The 20,008-nt window shown below is 57.5% G+C and carries 12 protein-coding genes; 8 read left to right on the forward strand and 4 right to left on the reverse strand.

Translation table 11 applies throughout. The annotated features are described in order from the left end of the window. Window positions 1–95: 95 nt before the first annotated feature. Together lptG and lptF are read right to left on the reverse strand one after the other, a co-directional pair. On the reverse strand, window positions 96–1,178 hold the full coding sequence (lptG, locus tag PUP35_RS19500; protein ID WP_115876359.1) for an LPS export ABC transporter permease LptG: 1,083 nt from the start codon (window positions 1,176–1,178) through the stop codon (window positions 96–98). Further along, window positions 1,178–2,278: an LPS export ABC transporter permease LptF gene (gene lptF, locus PUP35_RS19505; protein ID WP_047650945.1), complete on the reverse strand. Its 1,101-nt coding sequence runs from the start codon at window positions 2,276–2,278 to the stop codon at window positions 1,178–1,180. Before lptF ends, lptG begins: the two co-directional genes overlap by 1 nt. A 266-nt stretch (window positions 2,279–2,544) precedes the next feature. Here lptF and pepA point away from each other — a divergent pair, with 266 nt between their 5' ends. The 5 genes from pepA (at window position 2,545) to ahr (ending at window position 9,171) form a co-directional block, all read left to right on the forward strand. Continuing rightward, on the forward strand, window positions 2,545–4,056 hold the full coding sequence (gene pepA / locus PUP35_RS19510; protein ID WP_023309366.1) for a leucyl aminopeptidase: 1,512 nt from the start codon (window positions 2,545–2,547) through the stop codon (window positions 4,054–4,056). An 86-nt stretch (window positions 4,057–4,142) separates the two neighbouring features. Then, window positions 4,143–4,586 (forward strand): DNA polymerase III subunit chi, encoded by a 444-nt coding sequence (gene holC, locus PUP35_RS19515; protein ID WP_008502815.1) that lies wholly within the window; start codon window positions 4,143–4,145, stop codon window positions 4,584–4,586. Then, window positions 4,586–7,441 (forward strand): valine--tRNA ligase, encoded by a 2,856-nt coding sequence (locus PUP35_RS19520; RefSeq protein WP_274240986.1) that lies wholly within the window; start codon window positions 4,586–4,588, stop codon window positions 7,439–7,441. The genes holC and PUP35_RS19520 overlap by 1 nt, the downstream gene beginning before the upstream one ends. Window positions 7,442–7,564: 123 nt before the next feature. Further along, on the forward strand, window positions 7,565–8,068 hold the full coding sequence (locus PUP35_RS19525; RefSeq protein ID WP_271369473.1) for a GNAT family N-acetyltransferase: 504 nt from the start codon (window positions 7,565–7,567) through the stop codon (window positions 8,066–8,068). 83 nt (window positions 8,069–8,151) lie between these two features. Next, window positions 8,152–9,171 (forward strand): NADPH-dependent aldehyde reductase Ahr, encoded by a 1,020-nt coding sequence (gene ahr / locus PUP35_RS19530; protein ID WP_021242270.1) that lies wholly within the window; start codon window positions 8,152–8,154, stop codon window positions 9,169–9,171. A gap of 43 nt (window positions 9,172–9,214) precedes the next feature. Here ahr and PUP35_RS19535 read toward each other — a convergent pair whose 3' ends face one another. Next, window positions 9,215–10,855 carry a dihydroxyacetone kinase subunit DhaK gene (locus PUP35_RS19535; protein ID WP_127732420.1) on the reverse strand — a complete coding sequence of 547 codons (1,641 nt, stop codon included), beginning with the start codon at window positions 10,853–10,855 and terminating at the stop codon, window positions 9,215–9,217. A gap of 137 nt (window positions 10,856–10,992) precedes the next feature. Between PUP35_RS19535 and PUP35_RS19540 the strand changes: the two genes are divergently transcribed. Next, a complete protein-coding gene (locus tag PUP35_RS19540; RefSeq protein ID WP_115876361.1) occupies window positions 10,993–12,495 on the forward strand; it encodes a helicase HerA-like C-terminal domain-containing protein in 1,503 nt (500 codons plus the stop codon). Here the strand turns inward: PUP35_RS19540 and PUP35_RS19545 are convergent. Continuing rightward, on the reverse strand, window positions 12,475–13,416 hold the full coding sequence (locus PUP35_RS19545; protein WP_271369517.1) for a TIGR01212 family radical SAM protein: 942 nt from the start codon (window positions 13,414–13,416) through the stop codon (window positions 12,475–12,477). The two genes, PUP35_RS19540 and PUP35_RS19545, sit on opposite strands and share 21 nt — an antisense overlap. 686 nt (window positions 13,417–14,102) lie before the next feature. Here PUP35_RS19545 and gltB point away from each other — a divergent pair. Continuing rightward, entirely contained in the window at window positions 14,103–18,563 is a 4,461-nt protein-coding gene (gene gltB, locus PUP35_RS19550; protein ID WP_274240987.1) for a glutamate synthase large subunit, read from the forward strand. Window positions 18,564–18,572: 9 nt separating this feature from the next. Further along, the gene (gene gltD, locus PUP35_RS19555; RefSeq protein WP_274240988.1) at window positions 18,573–19,991 is read left to right on the forward strand and encodes a glutamate synthase subunit GltD; all 1,419 of its coding nucleotides are present in this window, start codon (window positions 18,573–18,575) and stop codon (window positions 19,989–19,991) included. The last annotated feature ends 17 nt before the right edge of the window (window positions 19,992–20,008 follow it).

The raw sequence follows: 20,008 nt of genomic DNA on the forward strand, positions 1-20,008 counted from the left end.
ATTCAGGGCGAGGCGTTGAAGGTTATGAGAAAAAGTGCGGGGTGAAACAGGTGATTAGCCTCGCTCCCGGGTAACCGGAAGCGAGGAGAGGTCATTCAGGAGCGTTTCAACATCAGCCAGAGGCTGATCAGGAGGAAGCTGGCGCTTGGCAGCAGCGCACCAATTATCGGCGGAATGCCATAAACCAGCGTCAGCGGACCGAAGATCTGATCGAGCACGTAGAACACAAAGCCGAAGCTGATGCCGGTCACGACGCGAACCCCCATCGGCACGCTGCGCAACGGACCGAAGATAAACGACAGCGCCATCAGCATCATTACCGCCACGGACATTGGCTGGAAGATTTTGCTCCACATGTTGAGCTGATAACGTCCCGCATCCTGCCCGCTCGACTTCAGATATTTCACATAGTTGTGCAGACCGCTGATGGAGAGCGCGTCAGGATCCAAGGCAACAACACCGAGCTTGTCAGGCGTCAGGTTGGTCTTCCACGTGCCGGTTACCGTCTGAGAACCCGTAATCTGTTTCGGATCGGTCAGGTCGGATTCATCAACCTGGGACAACCGCCACTGCTTATGTTCGGCGTCAAATTTCGCCGAAGAGGCGTGGCGAACGGACTGCAGACGGCGCTGGTCATCGAAAGCGTAGATGCTCACCCCGCCCAGTTCATCATTCCCCTTCACCCGTTCGATGTAGACGAAGTTTTTACCGTCTTTAGCCCATAAACCTTGCTGAGTCGAGAGCAGTGAACCACCGTACATGGCCTGAGCACGGTAGTTACGCGCCATCTGTTCACCCTGAGGCGCAACCCATTCGCCAATCGCCATGGTCAACAGCACCAGTGGGATTGCGGTTTTCATCACCGACAGCGCAACCTGCATACGGGTAAAACCCGAGGCCTGCATAACGACCAGCTCGCTGCGCTGCGCCAGCATTCCCAGCCCCAGCAGCGCCCCCAGCAGGGCCGCCATCGGGAAGAAGATCTGTACATCTTTCGGCACGCTGAGCAGGGTATACATCCCCGCGCCCAGCGCGTCATAGCTCCCCTGCCCGGCTTTTTTCAGCTGATCGACAAATTTGATAATGCCGGAGAGCGACACCAGCATGAACAACGTCATCATGATGGTGGTAAAAATGGTTTTACCGATATAGCGATCAAGAACGCCAAACGCCTGCATTAGATGGCTCCTTTACGCGAGAATCGGGCACGTATACGGCGCACAGGCACCGTATCCCACAGGTTTAACCCCAGCGCCAGTAAGATGTACAGGCTGTTGACGAACCATGTCCAGACCATAGGGTCCAGCTTACCCTTCGCGCCGTTGGAACGAATCGAGGTTTGCAGCAGGAAATAGATCAGGTAAAGCAGCATCGCCGGCAGCATAGAGAGCACGCGTCCCTGACGCGGGTTCACCACGCTCAGCGGAACGACAATCAGCGCCATCATAAACACGGTGAAGACGAGCGTGATACGCCAGTGGAACTCAGCGCGCGCCCGGTCAGTATCGGTATTCCAGAGGGTACGCATGTCCATTTGCTCGGTATCCGTTGGATCGAGCGCCACGGTCTGATGGCCGATAATGGCCTGATAGTTCTGGAAATCGGTAATACGGAAGTCGCGCAGCATCGCGGTGCCTTCAAAACGGGTACCCTTGTTCAGCGTCACGACCTGTGAACCATCTTTGCGCTGAGCAAGCTGACCGGAATCTGCAACCACCACTGAAGGACGCGCGTTTCCTTTGGGACGCAGCTGCGCAAGGAAGACGTCGTTGAATTTACTGCCGTCAACGCTCTCAATAAACAGCACGGAGTTTCCGTCGGTTGCCTGCTGGAACTGCCCCTGGGCTAACGCCGCCATGCCGGGGTTGGCTTTCGCTTCGGCCAGCACTTCGTCCTGATGGCGGGAAGACATGGGCCCCGCCCACATCACATTCACCGCCGCAACGATACCCGTGAACAGCGCCAGTATCATGGCGGCTTTCACCAGGACCGCTTTGCTCAGGCCGCAGGCGTGCATCACCGTGATTTCACTCTCGGTGTAGAGTTTCCCAAGCGTCATGAGCAGGCCAAGGAAAAGACTTAGCGGCAGGATAAGCTGCGCCATTTCCGGGATCCCTAAGCCAAGCAGGGAAAGTACCAGATTTGTTGGAATTTCGCCGTCAACGGCCGCACCGAGGATCTTAACCAGCTTCTGACAGAAAAAAATCAGCAGCAGGATGAAAAGGATCGCCAGTTGGCTTTTGAGCGTCTCCCGCACCAGATATCTTATGATTATCACTTTAAATACGCCCGTAAAAACCCGTCTCTTTGCTGGAAAATCGCTTGTTTCATGGCTTAAACGTCATTTATTCTCTTGAGTCGTCGAAATCATCGCTAAGATTAAAACATCCGGCGGATTCACGCTTCAGGATTGTTTCTGACGTGTCGAAACCGTAGTAACGTAAGATTAACACGAAGTCACCACAACAGCGGACATGAGTTACGAAAGGTTTCAATTCTATCCGTAGCTGCCGCCGTTGTCTTTAAGATTCAGGAGCGTAGTGCATGGAGTTCAGTGTAAAAAGCGGTAGCCCGGAGAAACAGCGGAGTGCCTGCATCGTTGTGGGCGTCTTTGAACCACGCCGACTCTCCCCGATCGCCGAGCAACTCGATAAAATCAGTGACGGCTATATTAGCGCCCTGCTGCGCCGTGGCGAACTGGAAGGCAAACCTGGGCAGACGCTGTTACTGCACCATGTTCCGAACGTACTGTCAGAGCGTATTCTGCTGATTGGCTGCGGCAAAGAACGCGAGCTGGATGAACGTCAGTATAAGCAGGTGATTCAGAAAACAATCAATACGCTGAATGATACTGGCTCAATGGAAGCCGTCTGCTTCCTGACCGAGCTGCACGTCAAAGGGCGTAACACCTACTGGAAAGTGCGTCAGGCGGTTGAAACGGCAAAAGAGAGCCTGTACAGCTTCGATCAGCTGAAAACCAATAAAAGCGAGCCGCGTCGTCCGCTGCGTAAAATGGTCTTTAACGTGCCAACCCGTCGTGAACTGACCAGCGGTGAACGCGCCATTCAACACGGTCTGGCCATTGCAGCCGGCATTAAAGCGGCTAAAGATCTCGGCAACATGCCGCCGAACATCTGTAACGCGGCATACCTCGCTTCTCAGGCGCGTCAGCTGGCCGACGCCTACAGCAAAAACGTCATTACCCGCGTCATCGGCGAACAGCAGATGAAAGAGCTGGGGATGCACTCTTATCTGGCGGTCGGTAACGGCTCGCAAAACGAATCCCTGATGTCGGTCATTGAGTACAAAGGCAACCCGTCCGAAGACGCACGCCCGATTGTGCTCGTCGGTAAAGGCCTGACCTTCGACTCCGGCGGTATCTCCATCAAGCCTGCCGAAGGCATGGATGAGATGAAGTACGACATGTGCGGCGCGGCGGCGGTTTACGGCGTGATGCGGATGGTTGCGGAACTTCAGTTGCCTATCAACGTGATCGGCGTTCTGGCGGGCTGCGAAAACATGCCTGGCGGCCGCGCCTATCGTCCGGGGGACGTTCTGACCACCATGTCCGGCCAGACCGTTGAAGTGCTGAATACCGACGCCGAAGGCCGTCTGGTACTCTGTGACGTGTTGACCTACGTTGAGCGCTTCGAGCCGGAAGCGGTGATTGACGTCGCCACGCTCACCGGAGCCTGTGTGATTGCGCTGGGCCATCACATTACCGGCCTGATGTCGAACCACAATCCGCTGGCGCATGAGCTGATTGGTGCGTCAGAGCAGGCCGGGGACCGCGCATGGCGTCTGCCGCTGGGTGACGAATATCAGGATCAGCTGGAGTCTAACTTTGCGGATATGGCGAACATTGGCGGACGTCCTGGCGGGGCGATCACCGCGGGCTGCTTCCTGGCGCGCTTCACCCGCAAGTACAACTGGGCGCACCTGGATATCGCGGGCACCGCGTGGCGCTCCGGCAAGGCCAAAGGCGCAACCGGTCGCCCGGTAGCGCTGTTGTCGCAGTTCCTGCTCAATCGTGCGGGTTTTAACGGCGACGAGTAAGTCAAAACGGCAGTAAACCGTAGGCCGGGTAAGGCGAAGCCGCCGCCCGGCTTAAGCATTTAAAGTGAGCACAAGAAGCCCCATATATGAAGAATGCAACGTTCTACCTTCTGGACAACGACACCCATCAGGATGGCCTCAGCGCCGTCGAACAGCTGGTGTGTGAAATTGCCGCAGAACGTTGGCGCGCAGGCAAACGCGTGTTGATAGCCTGTGAAGATGAGCAGCAGGCGATTCGTCTCGATGAAGCGCTGTGGGCCCGCCCGCCGGAGAGTTTTGTTCCGCATAACCTGTCAGGCGAAGGTCCGCGCGGCGGGGCACCGGTTGAAATTGCCTGGCCGCAAAAGCGCAACAGCAGCGCGCGCGACATTCTGATTAGCCTGCGGATAGATTTTGCAGATTTTGCCACCGCTTTCACAGAAGTGGTAGACTTTGTCCCTTACGAAGAATCTTTGAAACAACTGGCGCGCGAACGCTACAAAGCGTACCGCCTGGCTGGTTTTAACCTGAATACGGCAACCTGGAAATAATGGAAAAGACATATAACCCACGCGATATCGAACAGCCGCTTTACGAGCACTGGGAACGGCAGGGCTATTTCAAGCCTAACGGCGACGAAAGCAAAGAGTCCTTCTGCATCATGATCCCGCCGCCGAACGTCACCGGCAGTTTGCATATGGGTCATGCTTTCCAGCAGACCATCATGGACACCATGATCCGTTACCAGCGCATGCAGGGCAAAAACACCCTGTGGCAGGCGGGGACTGACCACGCGGGTATCGCGACCCAGATGGTGGTTGAGCGTAAAATTGCCGCTGAAGAAGGAAAAACCCGCCACGACTACGGTCGCGACGCTTTTATCGACAAAATCTGGCAGTGGAAAGCGGAATCTGGCGGCACCATTACCCGTCAGATGCGTCGTCTCGGCAACTCCGTGGACTGGGAGCGCGAGCGCTTCACCATGGATGAAGGCCTGTCCAATGCCGTTAAAGAAGTCTTCGTTCGCCTGTATAAAGAAGACCTGATTTACCGCGGCAAACGCCTGGTAAACTGGGATCCGAAACTGCGCACCGCAATTTCTGACCTGGAAGTGGAAAACCGCGAGTCTAAAGGCTCCATGTGGCACATCCGCTATCCGCTGGCCGACGGTGCAAAAACCGCCGACGGCAAAGATTACCTGGTGGTCGCGACCACCCGTCCGGAAACCCTGCTGGGCGATACCGGCGTGGCCGTTAACCCGGAAGATCCGCGTTATAAAGATTTGATCGGCAAATTCGTGGTGCTGCCGCTGGTAAACCGCCGTATTCCGATTGTGGGCGACGAACACGCCGACATGGAAAAAGGCACCGGCTGCGTGAAAATCACCCCGGCGCACGACTTCAACGACTATGAAGTGGGTCGTCGTCACGCCCTGCCGATGATCAACATTCTTACCTTCGACGGCGATATCCGCGAAAGCGCAGAAGTGTACGACACCAAAGGCAACGAATCCGACGTTTATTCCAGCGACATCCCGGCGGAGTTCCAGAAGCTGGAACGTTTTGCCGCGCGTAAAGCGATCGTGGCTGCCGTTGACGCACTGGGCCTGCTGGAAGAGATCAAGCCTCACGACCTGACCGTGCCGTACGGCGACCGTGGTGGCGTGGTAATCGAGCCAATGCTGACCGACCAGTGGTACGTGCGTGCCGACGTGCTGGCGAAACCGGCTGTGGAAGCGGTTGAGAACGGCAGCATTCAGTTCGTGCCGAAGCAGTACGAAAACATGTACTTCTCCTGGATGCGCGATATTCAGGACTGGTGTATCTCTCGTCAGCTGTGGTGGGGTCACCGTATCCCGGCATGGTACGACAATGAAGGCAACGTCTACGTTGGTCGCAGCGAAGATGAAGTGCGTCAGGAAAACAACCTGAGCGCGGATGTTGCCCTGCGTCAGGACGAAGACGTGCTGGACACCTGGTTCTCCTCCGCGCTGTGGACCTTCTCCACCCTTGGCTGGCCAGAAAACACCGACGCGCTGCGTCAGTTCCATCCAACCAGCGTGATGGTGTCCGGTTTCGACATCATCTTCTTCTGGATTGCCCGCATGATCATGATGACCATGCACTTCATCAAAGACGAAGACGGCAAGCCGCAGGTTCCGTTCCATACCGTCTATATGACCGGTCTGATCCGCGACGACGAAGGCCAGAAGATGTCCAAGTCCAAGGGGAACGTTATTGACCCGCTGGACATGGTTGACGGTATCTCTCTGGAAGAGCTGCTGGAAAAACGTACCGGCAACATGATGCAGCCGCAGCTGGCGGAGAAAATCCGCAAGCGCACCGAGAAGCAGTTCCCGAACGGGATTGAGGCTCACGGTACCGACGCCCTGCGCTTCACCCTGGCGGCACTGGCCTCTACCGGCCGTGACATCAACTGGGACATGAAGCGTCTGGAAGGTTACCGTAACTTCTGTAACAAGCTGTGGAACGCCAGCCGCTTCGTGCTGATGAACACCGAAGATCAGGATTGTGGCTTCAACGGCGGCGAAATGACGCTGTCTCTGGCTGACCGCTGGATCCTGGCGGAATTCAACCAGACGGTGAAAGCGTTCCGTGAGGCGCTGGACAGCTACCGCTTCGACATCGCGGCGGGCATCCTGTATGAATTCACCTGGAACCAGTTCTGCGACTGGTATCTGGAGCTGGCGAAGCCGGTCATGAACGGCGGCACTGAAGCGGAACTGCGCGGCACGCGCAACACGTTGATTACCGTTCTGGAAGGCCTGCTGCGCCTGGCGCACCCGGTTATTCCATTCATCACCGAGACCATCTGGCAGCGCGTGAAGGTGATTGCCGGCATCAACGCAGATACCATCATGCTGCAGCCGTTCCCGGAATTCGATGCGGCGAAAGTGGATGAAGCGGCATCAGCGGATACCGAGTGGCTGAAGCAGGCGATCGTTGCGGTACGTAACATCCGTGCTGAAATGAACATTGCCCCTGGCAAACCGCTGGAGCTGCTGCTTCGTGGCTGCAGCGAAGCTGCCGTTCGTCGCGTCACAGAGAACAACACCTTCCTGAAAACTATGGCGCGTCTGGAAAGCATCACCGTGCTGCCTGCGGATGACAAAGGTCCGGTTTCCGTGACCAAAATCATCGACGGCGCCGAGCTGCTGATCCCGATGGCGGGTCTGATCGACAAAGACGCCGAGCTGGCTCGTCTGGCGAAAGAAGTGGCAAAAGTCGACGTGGAAATTGGCAAAATCGAAAGCAAGCTGGCGAACGAAGGCTTTGTCGCCCGCGCGCCGGAAGCGGTCATCGCGAAAGAGCGTGAGCGTCTGGTTGCCTTCGCCGATGCGAAGACCAAGCTGATTGAGCAGCAGGCGGTTATCGCTGCCCTGTAATGCTTTTACCCCTTACGCTTCAGAGCGTAAGGGGTATCCTTCCTGAAAACTCCTCGCTTGCACTCCCCTTTCTGCGGTGCTATTAACAGCAGTTATGTGTCAATTTTTGTAATGAGTAATGCTATGAGCGTGATTACCCCCGTCGCGACGACGATGCGCCGGATCGCTGAGCAGGACAACCCGGCTATCGCCGCCGTTATCCGCACCGTTTCTGCCGAATATGGCCTGACGGCTGACAAAGGCTACACGGTTGCCGACCCGAACCTGGACGCGCTTTACCAGCTCTACAGCCAGCCAGGGCACGCCTACTGGGTAATCGAGCAGAACGGCCAGGTTGTCGGAGGCGGCGGCGTGGCGCCCCTCAGCTGCAGCGAGCCGGATATCTGCGAGCTGCAGAAAATGTATTTCCTGCCAACGGCACGCGGACAAGGACTGGCAAAAAAGCTGGCGCTGATGGCGCTGGACCACGCGCGAAAGCAGGGTTTTACCCGCTGCTACCTTGAAACGACCGCCTTCCTCAAAGAGGCCATCGGCCTGTATGAACATCTGGGCTTTGAGCATATCGATGCGCCGCTGGGCTGTACCGGCCACGTTGATTGCGAAGTCAGAATGCTGAAAAGTCTGTAACTTTCGTTCCTGCCCTCTTCTGTTAAGCGGCTGTAAACTGAATGCTCTACACTCTCAGTTCACACCACAACGGGGGAAACACGATGTCGAAGATAAAAAGCTACGCCGCACCGCAGGCGGGTGCAGAACTTGAGCTGTACGAGTACGATGCGGGCGAACTAAAAGCAGAAGACGTCGAAGTACAGGTTGATTACTGCGGGATCTGCCACTCGGATCTCTCGATGATCGACAACGAATGGGGCTTCTCCAGCTATCCGCTGGTTGCCGGACACGAAGTCATTGGCCGCGTCGTGGCGCTCGGTAGCGCCGCGCAGGACAAAGGGCTGAAAGTGGGCCAGCGCGTGGGCATTGGCTGGACGGCACGCAGCTGTGGTCACTGCGATGCCTGTATCAGCGGCAATCAAATCAACTGCCTCGAAGGCGCCGTTCCCACCATTCTCAACAAAGGTGGTTTTGCCGATAAACTGCGCGCCGACTGGCAATGGGTCATCCCGCTGCCGGACAGCATTGATATCGAATCCGCCGGTCCGCTGCTGTGCGGCGGTATCACCGTCTTCAAACCGCTGCTGATGCACCATATCACCGCTACCAGCCGCGTCGGCGTCATTGGTATCGGCGGACTGGGGCATATTGCCATTAAGCTGCTGCACGCGATGGGCTGTGAAGTCACGGCGTTCAGCTCGAACCCGGCCAAAGAGAAAGAAGTGCTGGCGATGGGGGCGGATAAAGTGGTGAATAGCCGCGATCCGCAGGCGCTGAACGCGCTGGCGGGCCAGTTTGATCTGATCATCAACACCGTTAACGTGGATCTCGACTGGCAGCCGTACTTTGAAGCGCTGGCCTACGGCGGTAACTTCCACACCGTGGGTGCGGTGATGAAGCCGCTGCCGGTTCCGGCGTTTACCCTGATCGGTGGGGATCGCAGCATATCCGGTTCTGCTACCGGTACGCCGTACGAGCTGCGCAAACTGATGAAATTCGCCGGACGCACCAAAGTGGCGCCGACCACCGAACTGTATCCAATGTCGAAAATCAACGAAGCGATCCAGCACGTGCGCGACGGTAAAGCCCGCTACCGCGTGGTGCTGAAAGCGGATTTCTGATGTGAGTTTGCCGGGTGGCGGCTTCGCCTTACCCGGCCTACTTTCACTGCTGCGCCAATACGTTAAATACTTCCGCTACCGCGACCGCTCCCGGATCCATTACCCCATCCAGGTTCTCTTTATTGACATACGACGAGCGTCCCGCGCCGGCTTTCGCCATTTTCGCCGTTGCTTCGGCACCGTGCTGTGCTGCCTTCGCCGCTGCCTCGATATCTCCCTTCAGCAACGCCTCCAGCGCCGGTTGCAGCGCGTCGATCAGCGTGCGATCGCCGAGATCTGCCCCACCGTACTGCTTCATCTGCGCCAGTCCGCTGAGCAAGGCCTCAGGGAGTGGCTGACCATCGTGAAGCTTTTGCCCGGCCGCAGTGAAGAAGATCGACATCAGCACCCCGCTCGACCCGCCCATCACCGTCGCCAGCCGCTCGCCAACCAGCAGCAGCAGCTTAGACACATCATTAAGCGGGAGCGTGTTCTCCTCCAGTCGCTGCGCAATATCCCGCGCCCCTTGCGCAAAGGTGGAGCCGGTATCGCCATCACCCACTTTCGCATCCAGCGCGTTCAGGCGGTTTTCCAGCTGGATCAGCGTTTTTGTCACTGAGAAGACACACGCTCCTACCTGCGGATTGTCCGATGAGGTATATTCCACTCGATCATGAATGGCGCTGTGCTCAACGGTACGCAGTGGCGCAAACGCCACGGGCTTCTGCCAGCCCAGCGTCTCGACATCAGCGTAAATCGCCTTTTCGAAGAAATCAGTGAGCTTCAGCAGCGTCAGCGAAAAGCCTTTCATATCCAGCGCGCTGACCAGCGGCGCTGGGCCAATCAGGTACGCGATGTTCTCTTTCAGCGCCGAGTGCGCCAGCTCTTTGGTCAGCAGCGCCATCTCCAGCGCCGATACGCCGCCAAGATTGTTAATCAATACCGCAAAACGCCCCTCGCCCGCCTGCGCGCGTAACGGCGTCACCAGGGTGTCGATAATGGCTTTGCTGTTTTGCGTATCCACCACGGAAGCCCCGGGCTCGCCGTGAATGCCCAGGCCCAGCTCGACATGGCCTTGTTTAATCCGCCCCTCTTCATCGTCGCTGCCCGGCAGGTTGCACGTTTGCATCGCCACGCCCAGGCTCCAGAGGTTATCGCAGGCCTGTTGCGCAATATCCCGCACCTCGCTCAGCGATTTCCCCTGCTCCGCCGCATAGCCCGCAATCTTGTGCACCAGTGCCGTACCGGCAATACCGCGCGGCTGCTTGTTATCCGGCAGCGCGATATCGTCCGCCACGATCACCATCTCCACCTTAAGACCGTAACGTTTAGCCTTTTCCGCCGCCAGACCAAAGTTCAGGCGATCGCCGGTGTAGTTTTTTACGATCAGCAGACAGCCCCGGTCGCCCGTGACCGCCACAATGGCATTCAGCACCGCATCCACGCTCGGCGAAGCAAAAAGATCACCACACACTGCCGCCGTCAGCATCCCTTTGCCGACAAACCCGGCGTGCGCGGGTTCGTGGCCTGAGCCGCCGCCGGAGATCACCGCCACGCGGCTTTTGTCCCAGTCGCCGCGTGCGACGATCCTGATGGCCGGATCGATATCAAGCTTGACGAGATTAGCGTGTGGTGCAGAAAGCAGTATGCCTTCAATGGCATCGTTGACCAGCTGTTTGCGATCGTTAAAGAAGAATCTGGACATAGTTTCCCACTATTTTGTGAACCGTATGCAAAAGCATAGTCCGCGCTGGATAATGCGCCGCAAAGTCAGGAATTTACTCAACCAAATTGCGGCCAGGTTGCCTATACTCCACCCAGGACTAAGAGAGGAAGCGCATCATGAGTACACCATTGTTAATTGCCAGGACGCTGGAAAAAGAGCTGTATTTACTGCCCGCGATGGCGAACCGCCACGGTCTGATCACCGGAGCGACCGGGACGGGGAAAACCGTCACCCTGCAAAAGCTGGCGGAGTCGCTTTCAGAGATTGGCGTACCGGTCTTTATGGCTGACGTGAAAGGCGATTTAACCGGTGTGGCTCAGGATGGGACGGCATCTGAAAAACTGCTCGAGCGGCTGAAAAATATTGGCATCACGGACTGGACGCCGCACGGTAACCCGGTGGTGGTGTGGGATATCTTTGGTGAGAAAGGCCACCCGGTGCGCGCCACCGTCTCCGATCTCGGCCCACTGCTGCTGGCCCGTCTGCTTAACCTCAACGACGTGCAGTCCGGCGTGCTGAATATTATCTTCCGCATTGCCGACGATCAGGGACTGCTGCTGCTTGATTTCAAAGATCTACGCGCCATTACGCAATACATCGGCGATAACGCCAAATCCTTCCAGAACCAGTACGGCAATATCAGCAGCGCCTCGGTGGGCGCTATTCAGCGCGGTCTACTGACGCTTGAGCAGCAGGGCGCTGAGCATTTCTTTGGTGAACCCATGCTGGATATCAAAGACTGGATGCGCACCGACAGCAGTGGCAAAGGCATTATTAACATCCTGAGCTCAGAGAAGCTCTATCAGATGCCGAAACTCTATGCCGCCAGCCTGCTGTGGATGCTCTCCGAACTGTACGAACAGTTACCGGAAGCGGGCGATCTGGAAAAACCGAAGCTGGTGTTCTTCTTTGACGAAGCGCATCTGCTGTTTAACGACGCGCCGCAGGTATTGCTGGATAAGATCGAACAGGTTATCCGCCTGATCCGCTCCAAAGGCGTCGGCGTCTGGTTTGTCTCGCAAAACCCGTCGGATATCCCCGACAACGTGCTCGGGCAGCTCGGCAACCGCGTGCAGCATGCCCTGCGCGCCTTTACGCCAAAAGATCAGAAAGCGGTGAAAGCCGCCGCGCAAACCATGCGCGCCAATCCTGCCTTTGATACCGAAGCGGCGATTCAGGCGCTAGGCACCGGTGAAGCGCTGATCTCGTTCCTGGATGCGAAGGGCAGCCCGTCTGTGGTAGAACGCGCCATGGTGATCGCGCCTTGCTCGCGCATGGGGCCGGTGACCGACGATGAGCGCAACGGCCTGATTAACCACTCTCCGGTTTACGGGAAATACGAAGACGAGGTGGATCGCGAGTCCGCGTTCGAGATGCTGCAAAAAGGGGTCCAGGCGACAACGGAATCGCAGGATGCGCCTGCCGCTAAAGGGCAATCTGTCGCCGTCGATGACGGCATTCTCGGTGGGCTCAAAGACATTCTGTTCGGCAGCACCGGGCCGCGCGGCGGCAAGCGCGATGGAGTGGTGCAGACCATGGCGAAAAGCGCAGCCCGACAGGTCACCAATCAAATCGTGCGCGGCATGCTGGGGAGTTTGCTAGGCGGCCGTCGCCGCTAGACGCGGAATCCAGGGGCGGCCCAGCGCCGAACCCTGTACGCCGTTCTCCTGCAGATAGCGGTCAATTTCCACCATCCCCGTCCAGCGGTTTTCACACCATAGCGGTGCCAGAAGCGTTGGACGGCGGGCACTGGCCGAGATGCGATGGTAGACAATCTCCGCTGGCGTGTGGCGAATCATCTCCCCCGCCGTCACCGTATAGTCCTCAAGCTCGATACCGCTTAACCGCCCGGCCTCCCAGGCTTTCGCCATAATGCTGCCCTTCACGATATGCAGCGGGTGCAGCTTAATGCCGTCCACGCCGGTTTCAACCACCTTTTCCAGCGTTTCAAGACCATGCTGTTGACCCTCGCCGGGTAACCCAACAATCAGATGCGAGCAGACCTTCAGCCCGCGCTCTCGGGCCAGGCGCGTGGTGCGCTGGTAGCAGGCGAAATCATGACCACGGTTAATACGGTGCAGCGTTTTGTCGTGCGCGGTCTGCAAGCCCAGCTCCAGCCAGATCTCGTAGCCTTGTTCTTTGTACTCGCTGAGCAGGTCCAGCACCGCGTCCGGTACGCAGTCCGGGCGTGTGCCCACGCACAGCCCAACAATATTGGCCTGGCTGACGGCCTGCTGATACATCGAACGCAATACCTGCACCTCCGCCCACGTGCTGGTGTAGGCCTGGAAATAGGCCAGATATTGCTTCGCGCGGTTCACCAGGCTGGCCTGATGGGCAAGCTGTTCAGCGATAGATTTATGCCGCTGGGCCTCGTCAGCAAAGGACGCAACGTTACAGAAGGTGCAGCCGCCGCGCCCGATGGTGCCATCGCGATTCGGGCAGCTAAACCCGCCGTGCAGCGTCAGCTTATGAACCTTTTGCCCGTACCGCTGCAAAAGATCCCCACCAAACATATTGACTAATTTCTGTAACTGCATAATCTGATAGACCGTCCCGGAGAAAGGGGACAAGCCTGCCACTTTTAGCCTCTGTCGGCGATGACCTGGATCAATCGCCCTGGACGGCCTTTATCCATATGAATAAATACTCACGATTACTGCAATTTCATTCACGCCGCCTGTGATTACTTTTCCTTATGTTCTGATTGTTTTTTTCATTTATAGCGCCACCACTGAAAAACAGTGGGTTTATGCGGGTTTGCATCCATTGCCAGATTATTGTTCTGCTATAAAACCGCTATTCAGCACGCTACATTGATAATACCGCTTTCATATAGTGAGTCAGATCACACTCCGCTGCTCGCTCTCAGGTCATTCAATCAATGTAAAAATAGTTAAATACACTTAAAATACAAAAACATAGACTCTCTTTAGCACATTTTTGTATAAATAAGATTGCCATTTGACCTGTGTACCAATTCCCGATAAGTTGGAAATCCGCTGGAAGCTTTCTGGATGAGCGGCCTGCTCATCATATTTATGCAGTAATTGAGATTCCCTCTGAAGCAAGTCCTCAAACTTGTTTACCTGCGCGAAAGGATGAAAAAGAGGGCGAATGCGAGGTCCGCGTATGAAACGCAAACCCCGTCGCCATGCTCTTTCTGTGCCTGTGCGCCACGGTAAAGTTCAGTGGGAGCCCGACGAGCCTGGGGAGGTTCACTGATATGTTGTACGATAAATCCCTTGAGAAGGATAACTGTGGTTTCGGCCTGATCGCCCACATAGAAGGCGAACCTAGCCACAAGGTAGTGCGTACTGCTATTCACGCACTGGCCCGTATGCAGCACCGTGGCGCCATCCTTGCCGATGGTAAAACCGGCGACGGTTGCGGCCTGCTGCTGCAAAAACCGGATCGTTTCTTCCGCATCGTGGCGGAAGAGCGCGGCTGGCGTTTAGCCAAAAACTACGCTGTCGGCATGCTGTTCCTGAATCAGGATCCTGAAAAGGCTGCCGCCTCACGCCGCATCGTCGAAGAAGAACTTCAGCGTGAAACCCTGTCGATTGTCGGCTGGCGCGATGTGCCAACCAACGAAGGGGTGCTCGGTGAAATCGCCCTCTCCTCGCTGCCTCGTATTGAACAGATTTTCGTCAACGCGCCTGCGGGCTGGCGTCCACGTGATATGGAACGCCGTCTGTTTATCGCCCGCCGCCGCATTGAAAAACGTCTCCAGGACGATAAAGAGTTCTACGTCTGTAGCCTCTCTAACCTGGTGAACATCTATAAAGGTCTGTGTATGCCGGCTGACCTGCCGCGCTTCTACCTGGACCTGGCGGACCTGCGTCTGGAATCGGCCATTTGCCTTTTCCACCAGCGCTTCTCCACCAACACCGTTCCACGCTGGCCGCTGGCTCAACCGTTCCGCTACCTGGCGCACAACGGCGAGATCAACACCATCACCGGTAACCGCCAGTGGGCCCGTGCCCGTACCTATAAGTTCCAGACGCCACTGATCCCTGACCTGCACGATGCCGCGCCGTTCGTGAACGAAACCGGCTCGGACTCCAGCTCGATGGATAATATGCTGGAACTGCTGCTGGCGGGCGGGATGGATATCGTGCGCGCCATGCGTCTGCTCGTGCCGCCGGCCTGGCAGAACAACCCGGATATGGATCCTGAGCTGCGCGCGTTCTTCGACTTCAACTCCATGCACATGGAGCCGTGGGACGGCCCAGCGGGCATCGTTATGTCCGACGGCCGTTTTGCTGCCTGTAACCTGGACCGTAACGGTCTGCGTCCGGCGCGCTACGTTATCACCAAAGACAAGCTCATCACCTGCGCCTCTGAAGTCGGCATCTGGGATTACCAGCCTGACGAAGTGGTCGAGAAAGGCCGCGTTGGTCCGGGCGAGCTGATGGTTATCGACACCCGCGGTGGGCGCATCCTGCACTCCGCCGAAACCGACAACGATCTGAAGAGCCGCCACCCGTACAAAGAGTGGATGGAGAAGAACGTGCGTCGCCTGGTGCCGTTCGAAGATCTTACGGACGAAGAAGTGGGCAGCCGCGAGCTGGACGACGATACTCTCGCGAGCTACCAGAAGCAGTTTAACTACAGCGCGGAAGAGCTGGACTCTGTCATCCGCGTGCTCGGTGAAAACGGCCAAGAAGCGGTCGGCTCGATGGGTGACGATACCCCGTTTGCCGTGCTCTCCAGCCAGCCGCGCATCATTTACGACTACTTCCGCCAGCAGTTCGCGCAGGTGACCAACCCGCCAATCGATCCGCTGCGTGAAGCACACGTGATGTCGCTGGCCACCAGCATCGGTCGTGAGATGAACGTCTTCTGCGAGGCCGAAGGCCAGGCGCATCGTCTGACCTTTAAATCGCCGATCCTGCTGTATTCAGATTTCAAACAGCTCACCACCATGAAAGAGGAGCACTACCGCGCCGACACGCTCGACATTACCTTCGACGTGAACGAAGCGAGCCTTGAAGAGACGGTGAATGCGCTGTGTGACAAAGCCGAACAGATGGTGCGTAACGGCACCGTGCTGCTGGTGTTGTCCGACCGTAATATCGCGAAAAACCGTCTGCCTGTACCTGCCCCGATGGCGGTCGGCGCTATCCAGACGCGTTTGGTCGATAAGAGCCTGCGCTGCGACGCGAACATCATTGTTGAAACCGCAAGCGCCCGCGACCCGCATCACTTTGCCGTGCTGTTGGGCTTCGGCGCGACGGCGATCTACCCGTACCTAGCCTACGAAACGCTGGCCCGTCTGGTGGATACCCGCGCGATCGACAAAGATTACCGCGCGGTGATGCTGAACTACCGTAACGGCATCAACAAAGGTCTGTACAAGATCATGTCCAAAATGGGCATCTCGACCATTGCCTCCTACCGCTGTTCTAAGCTGTTTGAAGCGGTCGGCCTGCATGACGAGGTTGCCAACCTCTGCTTCCAGGGCGTGGTCAGCCGCATCGGCGGCGCCGGTTTTGCGGACTTCCAGCAGGATCTGGTGAACCTGTCCAAGCGCGCCTGGCTGGCACGTAAGCCGCTGGTTCAGGGCGGTCTGCTGAAATACGTTCACGGTGGCGAATACCACGCCTATAACCCGGACGTGGTGCGCACGCTGCAGCAGGCGGTTCAGAGCGGTGAATACAGCGATTATCAGCAGTACGCTGAGCTGGTGAATAACCGTCCGGCGGCGACGCTGCGCGACCTTATTGCCCTCAATCCGGGCGATGAAGCGGTCAGCATTGACGAAGTTGAACCGGCATCGGAACTGTTCAAACGCTTCGATACCGCGGCGATGTCCATCGGCGCGCTGAGCCCGGAAGCCCACGAAGCGCTGGCGGAAGCCATGAACAGCATCGGCGGCAACTCCAACTCCGGCGAAGGCGGTGAAGACCCTGCGCGTTACGGCACCAACAAAGTGTCCCGTATCAAGCAGGTGGCATCCGGTCGCTTTGGCGTAACGCCTGCGTACCTGGTCAACGCCGACGTGATTCAGATTAAAGTTGCTCAGGGTGCTAAACCGGGCGAAGGCGGTCAGCTGCCGGGTGATAAAGTCACCCCGTACATCGCCAAACTGCGCTATTCCGTGCCGGGCGTGACGCTGATCTCCCCGCCGCCGCACCACGATATCTACTCTATCGAGGACCTGGCGCAGCTTATTTTCGACCTGAAACAGGTCAACCCGAAGGCGATGATCTCCGTGAAGCTGGTTTCCGAACCGGGCGTTGGCACCATCGCGACCGGCGTGGCGAAGGCCTATGCGGATCTCATCACCATTGCCGGTTATGACGGCGGTACCGGCGCAAGCCCGCTCTCCTCCGTGAAATATGCGGGCTGTCCGTGGGAGCTTGGCCTGGTGGAAACCCAGCAGGCGCTGGTGGCTAACGGTCTGCGTCATAAGATCCGTCTGCAGGTGGATGGCGGTCTGAAAACTGGCCTCGACATCATCAAGGCGGCGATCCTCGGTGCGGAAAGCTTCGGTTTCGGTACGGGTCCAATGGTCGCGCTGGGCTGTAAATACCTGCGTATTTGCCACCTGAACAACTGCGCAACCGGCGTTGCAACCCAGGACGAGAAACTGCGTAAGAACCACTATCACGGCCTGCCGTTCAAAGTGACTAATTACTTTGAGTTCATCGCCCGCGAAACTCGCGAGCTGATGGCCCAGCTGGGCGTTAAACGTCTGGTGGACCTGATTGGCCGTACCGACCTGCTGAAAGAGCTGGAAGGCTTCACCGCCAAGCAGCAGAAGCTGGAGTTGAGCAAGCTGCTGGAAACCGCGCAGCCGCATCCTGGCAAAGCGGTCTACTGCACCGAGAACAACCCGCCGTTTGATAACGGCGTGCTGAACGCACAGCTGCTGCAGCAGGCGAAGCCGTACGTGGACGACAAGCAGAGCAAAACGTTCTGGTTTGATATCTGTAACACCGACCGTTCCGTGGGTGCATCGCTCTCCGGCTACATCGCGCAGACGCATGGTGACCAGGGGCTGGCGTCGGATCCGATTACCGCGCATTTCAGCGGTACCGCGGGTCAGAGCTTCGGCGTGTGGAACGCAGGTGGTGTTGAGCTGTACCTGACCGGCGATGCCAACGACTACGTCGGTAAAGGCATGGCGGGCGGTCTGCTGGCGGTGCGTCCTCCGGTCGGCTCAGCCTTCCGCAGCCATGAGGCCAGTATCATCGGTAACACCTGCCTGTACGGCGCGACCGGCGGTCGTCTGTTTGCAGCAGGCCGTGCGGGTGAGCGTTTTGCGGTGCGTAACTCCGGTGCCATCACCGTGGTGGAAGGCATTGGCGATAACGGTTGTGAATACATGACGGGCGGGATTGTTTGCGTTCTGGGTAAAACCGGCGTGAACTTCGGCGCGGGCATGACGGGCGGTTTTGCGTACGTCCTGGACGAAGACGGCGAGTTCCGCAAACGCGTGAACCCGGAGCTGGTAGAAGTGCTGGACGTTGATACGCTGGCTATCCATGAAGAACACCTGCGCGGCTTGATTACCGAACACGTGCAGCATACCGGTTCTTCGCGCGGCGAAGAGATCCTGGCGAACTGGCCGGCGTTCTCTGCGAAATTCGCGCTGGTTAAGCCGAAGTCCAGCGATGTTAAAGCCCTGTTGGGTCACCGTAGTCGTAGCGCAGCAGAGCTGCGTGTGCAGGCGCAGTAAGGAATTCAGATGAGCCAGAACGTATACCAGTTTATCGACCTGCAGCGTGTTGATCCGCCAAAGAAACCGCTGAAGATCCGCAAAATTGAATTTGTTGAAATCTACGAGCCGTTTTCAGAAGGCCAGGCCAAAGCACAGGCGGACCGCTGCCTGTCCTGCGGTAACCCTTACTGCGAATGGAAATGTCCGGTACACAACTACATCCCGAACTGGCTGAAGCTGGCCAACGAAGGACGTATTTTTGAAGCCGCCGAGCTGTCTCACCAGACCAATACCCTGCCGGAAGTGTGCGGCCGCGTGTGTCCTCAGGACCGTCTGTGCGAAGGCTCCTGTACGCTGAACGACGAGTTCGGTGCGGTGACCATCGGCAACATCGAGCGCTATATCAACGATAAAGCGTTCGAGATGGGCTGGCGTCCGGACATGACCGGCGTGAAGCAAACCGACAAGCGCGTGGCGATCATCGGCGCGGGCCCGGCGGGCCTGGCCTGTGCGGACGTGCTGACCCGCAACGGCGTGAAGGCGGTGGTCTTTGACCGTCATCCGGAAATCGGCGGTCTGCTGACCTTCGGTATCCCGGCCTTCAAGCTGGAAAAAGAGGTCATGACCCGTCGCCGTGAAATTTTCACCGGCATGGGCATTGAGTTCAAGCTGAACGTGGAAGTAGGCCGCGACGTGCAGCTCGACGACCTGCTGAAGGATTACGACGCCGTATTCCTGGGCGTGGGCACCTATCAGTCCATGCGCGGTGGTCTGGAAAACGAAGACGCGCCGGGCGTGTACGACGCGCTGCCGTTCCTGATTGCCAATACCAAGCAGATCATGGGCTACGGCGAAACCGCCGATGAGCCGTTCGTCAGCATGGAAGGCAAACGCGTGGTGGTGCTGGGCGGCGGTGATACCGCGATGGACTGCGTGCGTACCTCCATTCGTCAGAATGCGGCACACGTGATCTGCGCCTACCGTCGTGACGAAGAGAACATGCCGGGCTCTAAGCGCGAAGTGAAAAACGCGCGTGAAGAGGGCGTGGAGTTCCAGTTCAACATCCAGCCTCTGGGTATTGAAGTGAATGCCAACGGCAAAGTGAGCGGCGTGAAGATGGCGCGTACCGAGATGGGCGCACCGGATGCGAAAGGTCGCCGTCGCGCCGAGATCGTCGCCGGTTCTGAACACGTGATCCCGGCCGATGCCGTGGTGATGGCGTTCGGTTTCCGCCCTCACAGCATGGAGTGGCTGGCGAAGCACAGCGTTGAGCTGGATTCGCAGGGCCGCGTAATCGCGCCAGAAGGCAGCGATAATGCGTTCCAGACCAGCAACCCGAAAATCTTCGCCGGTGGCGATATCGTTCGCGGTTCCGACCTGGTGGTGACGGCGATTGCCGAAGGCCGCAAGGCGGCTGACGGTATACTGAACTACCTGGTAGTGTAAAAAAACAGGCCCGATTG

Origin of the sequence: Enterobacter sp. S-33 (assembly GCF_028735835.1) — a bacterium.
GTDB classification, from domain to species: Bacteria; Pseudomonadota; Gammaproteobacteria; order Enterobacterales; family Enterobacteriaceae; genus Enterobacter; species Enterobacter vonholyi.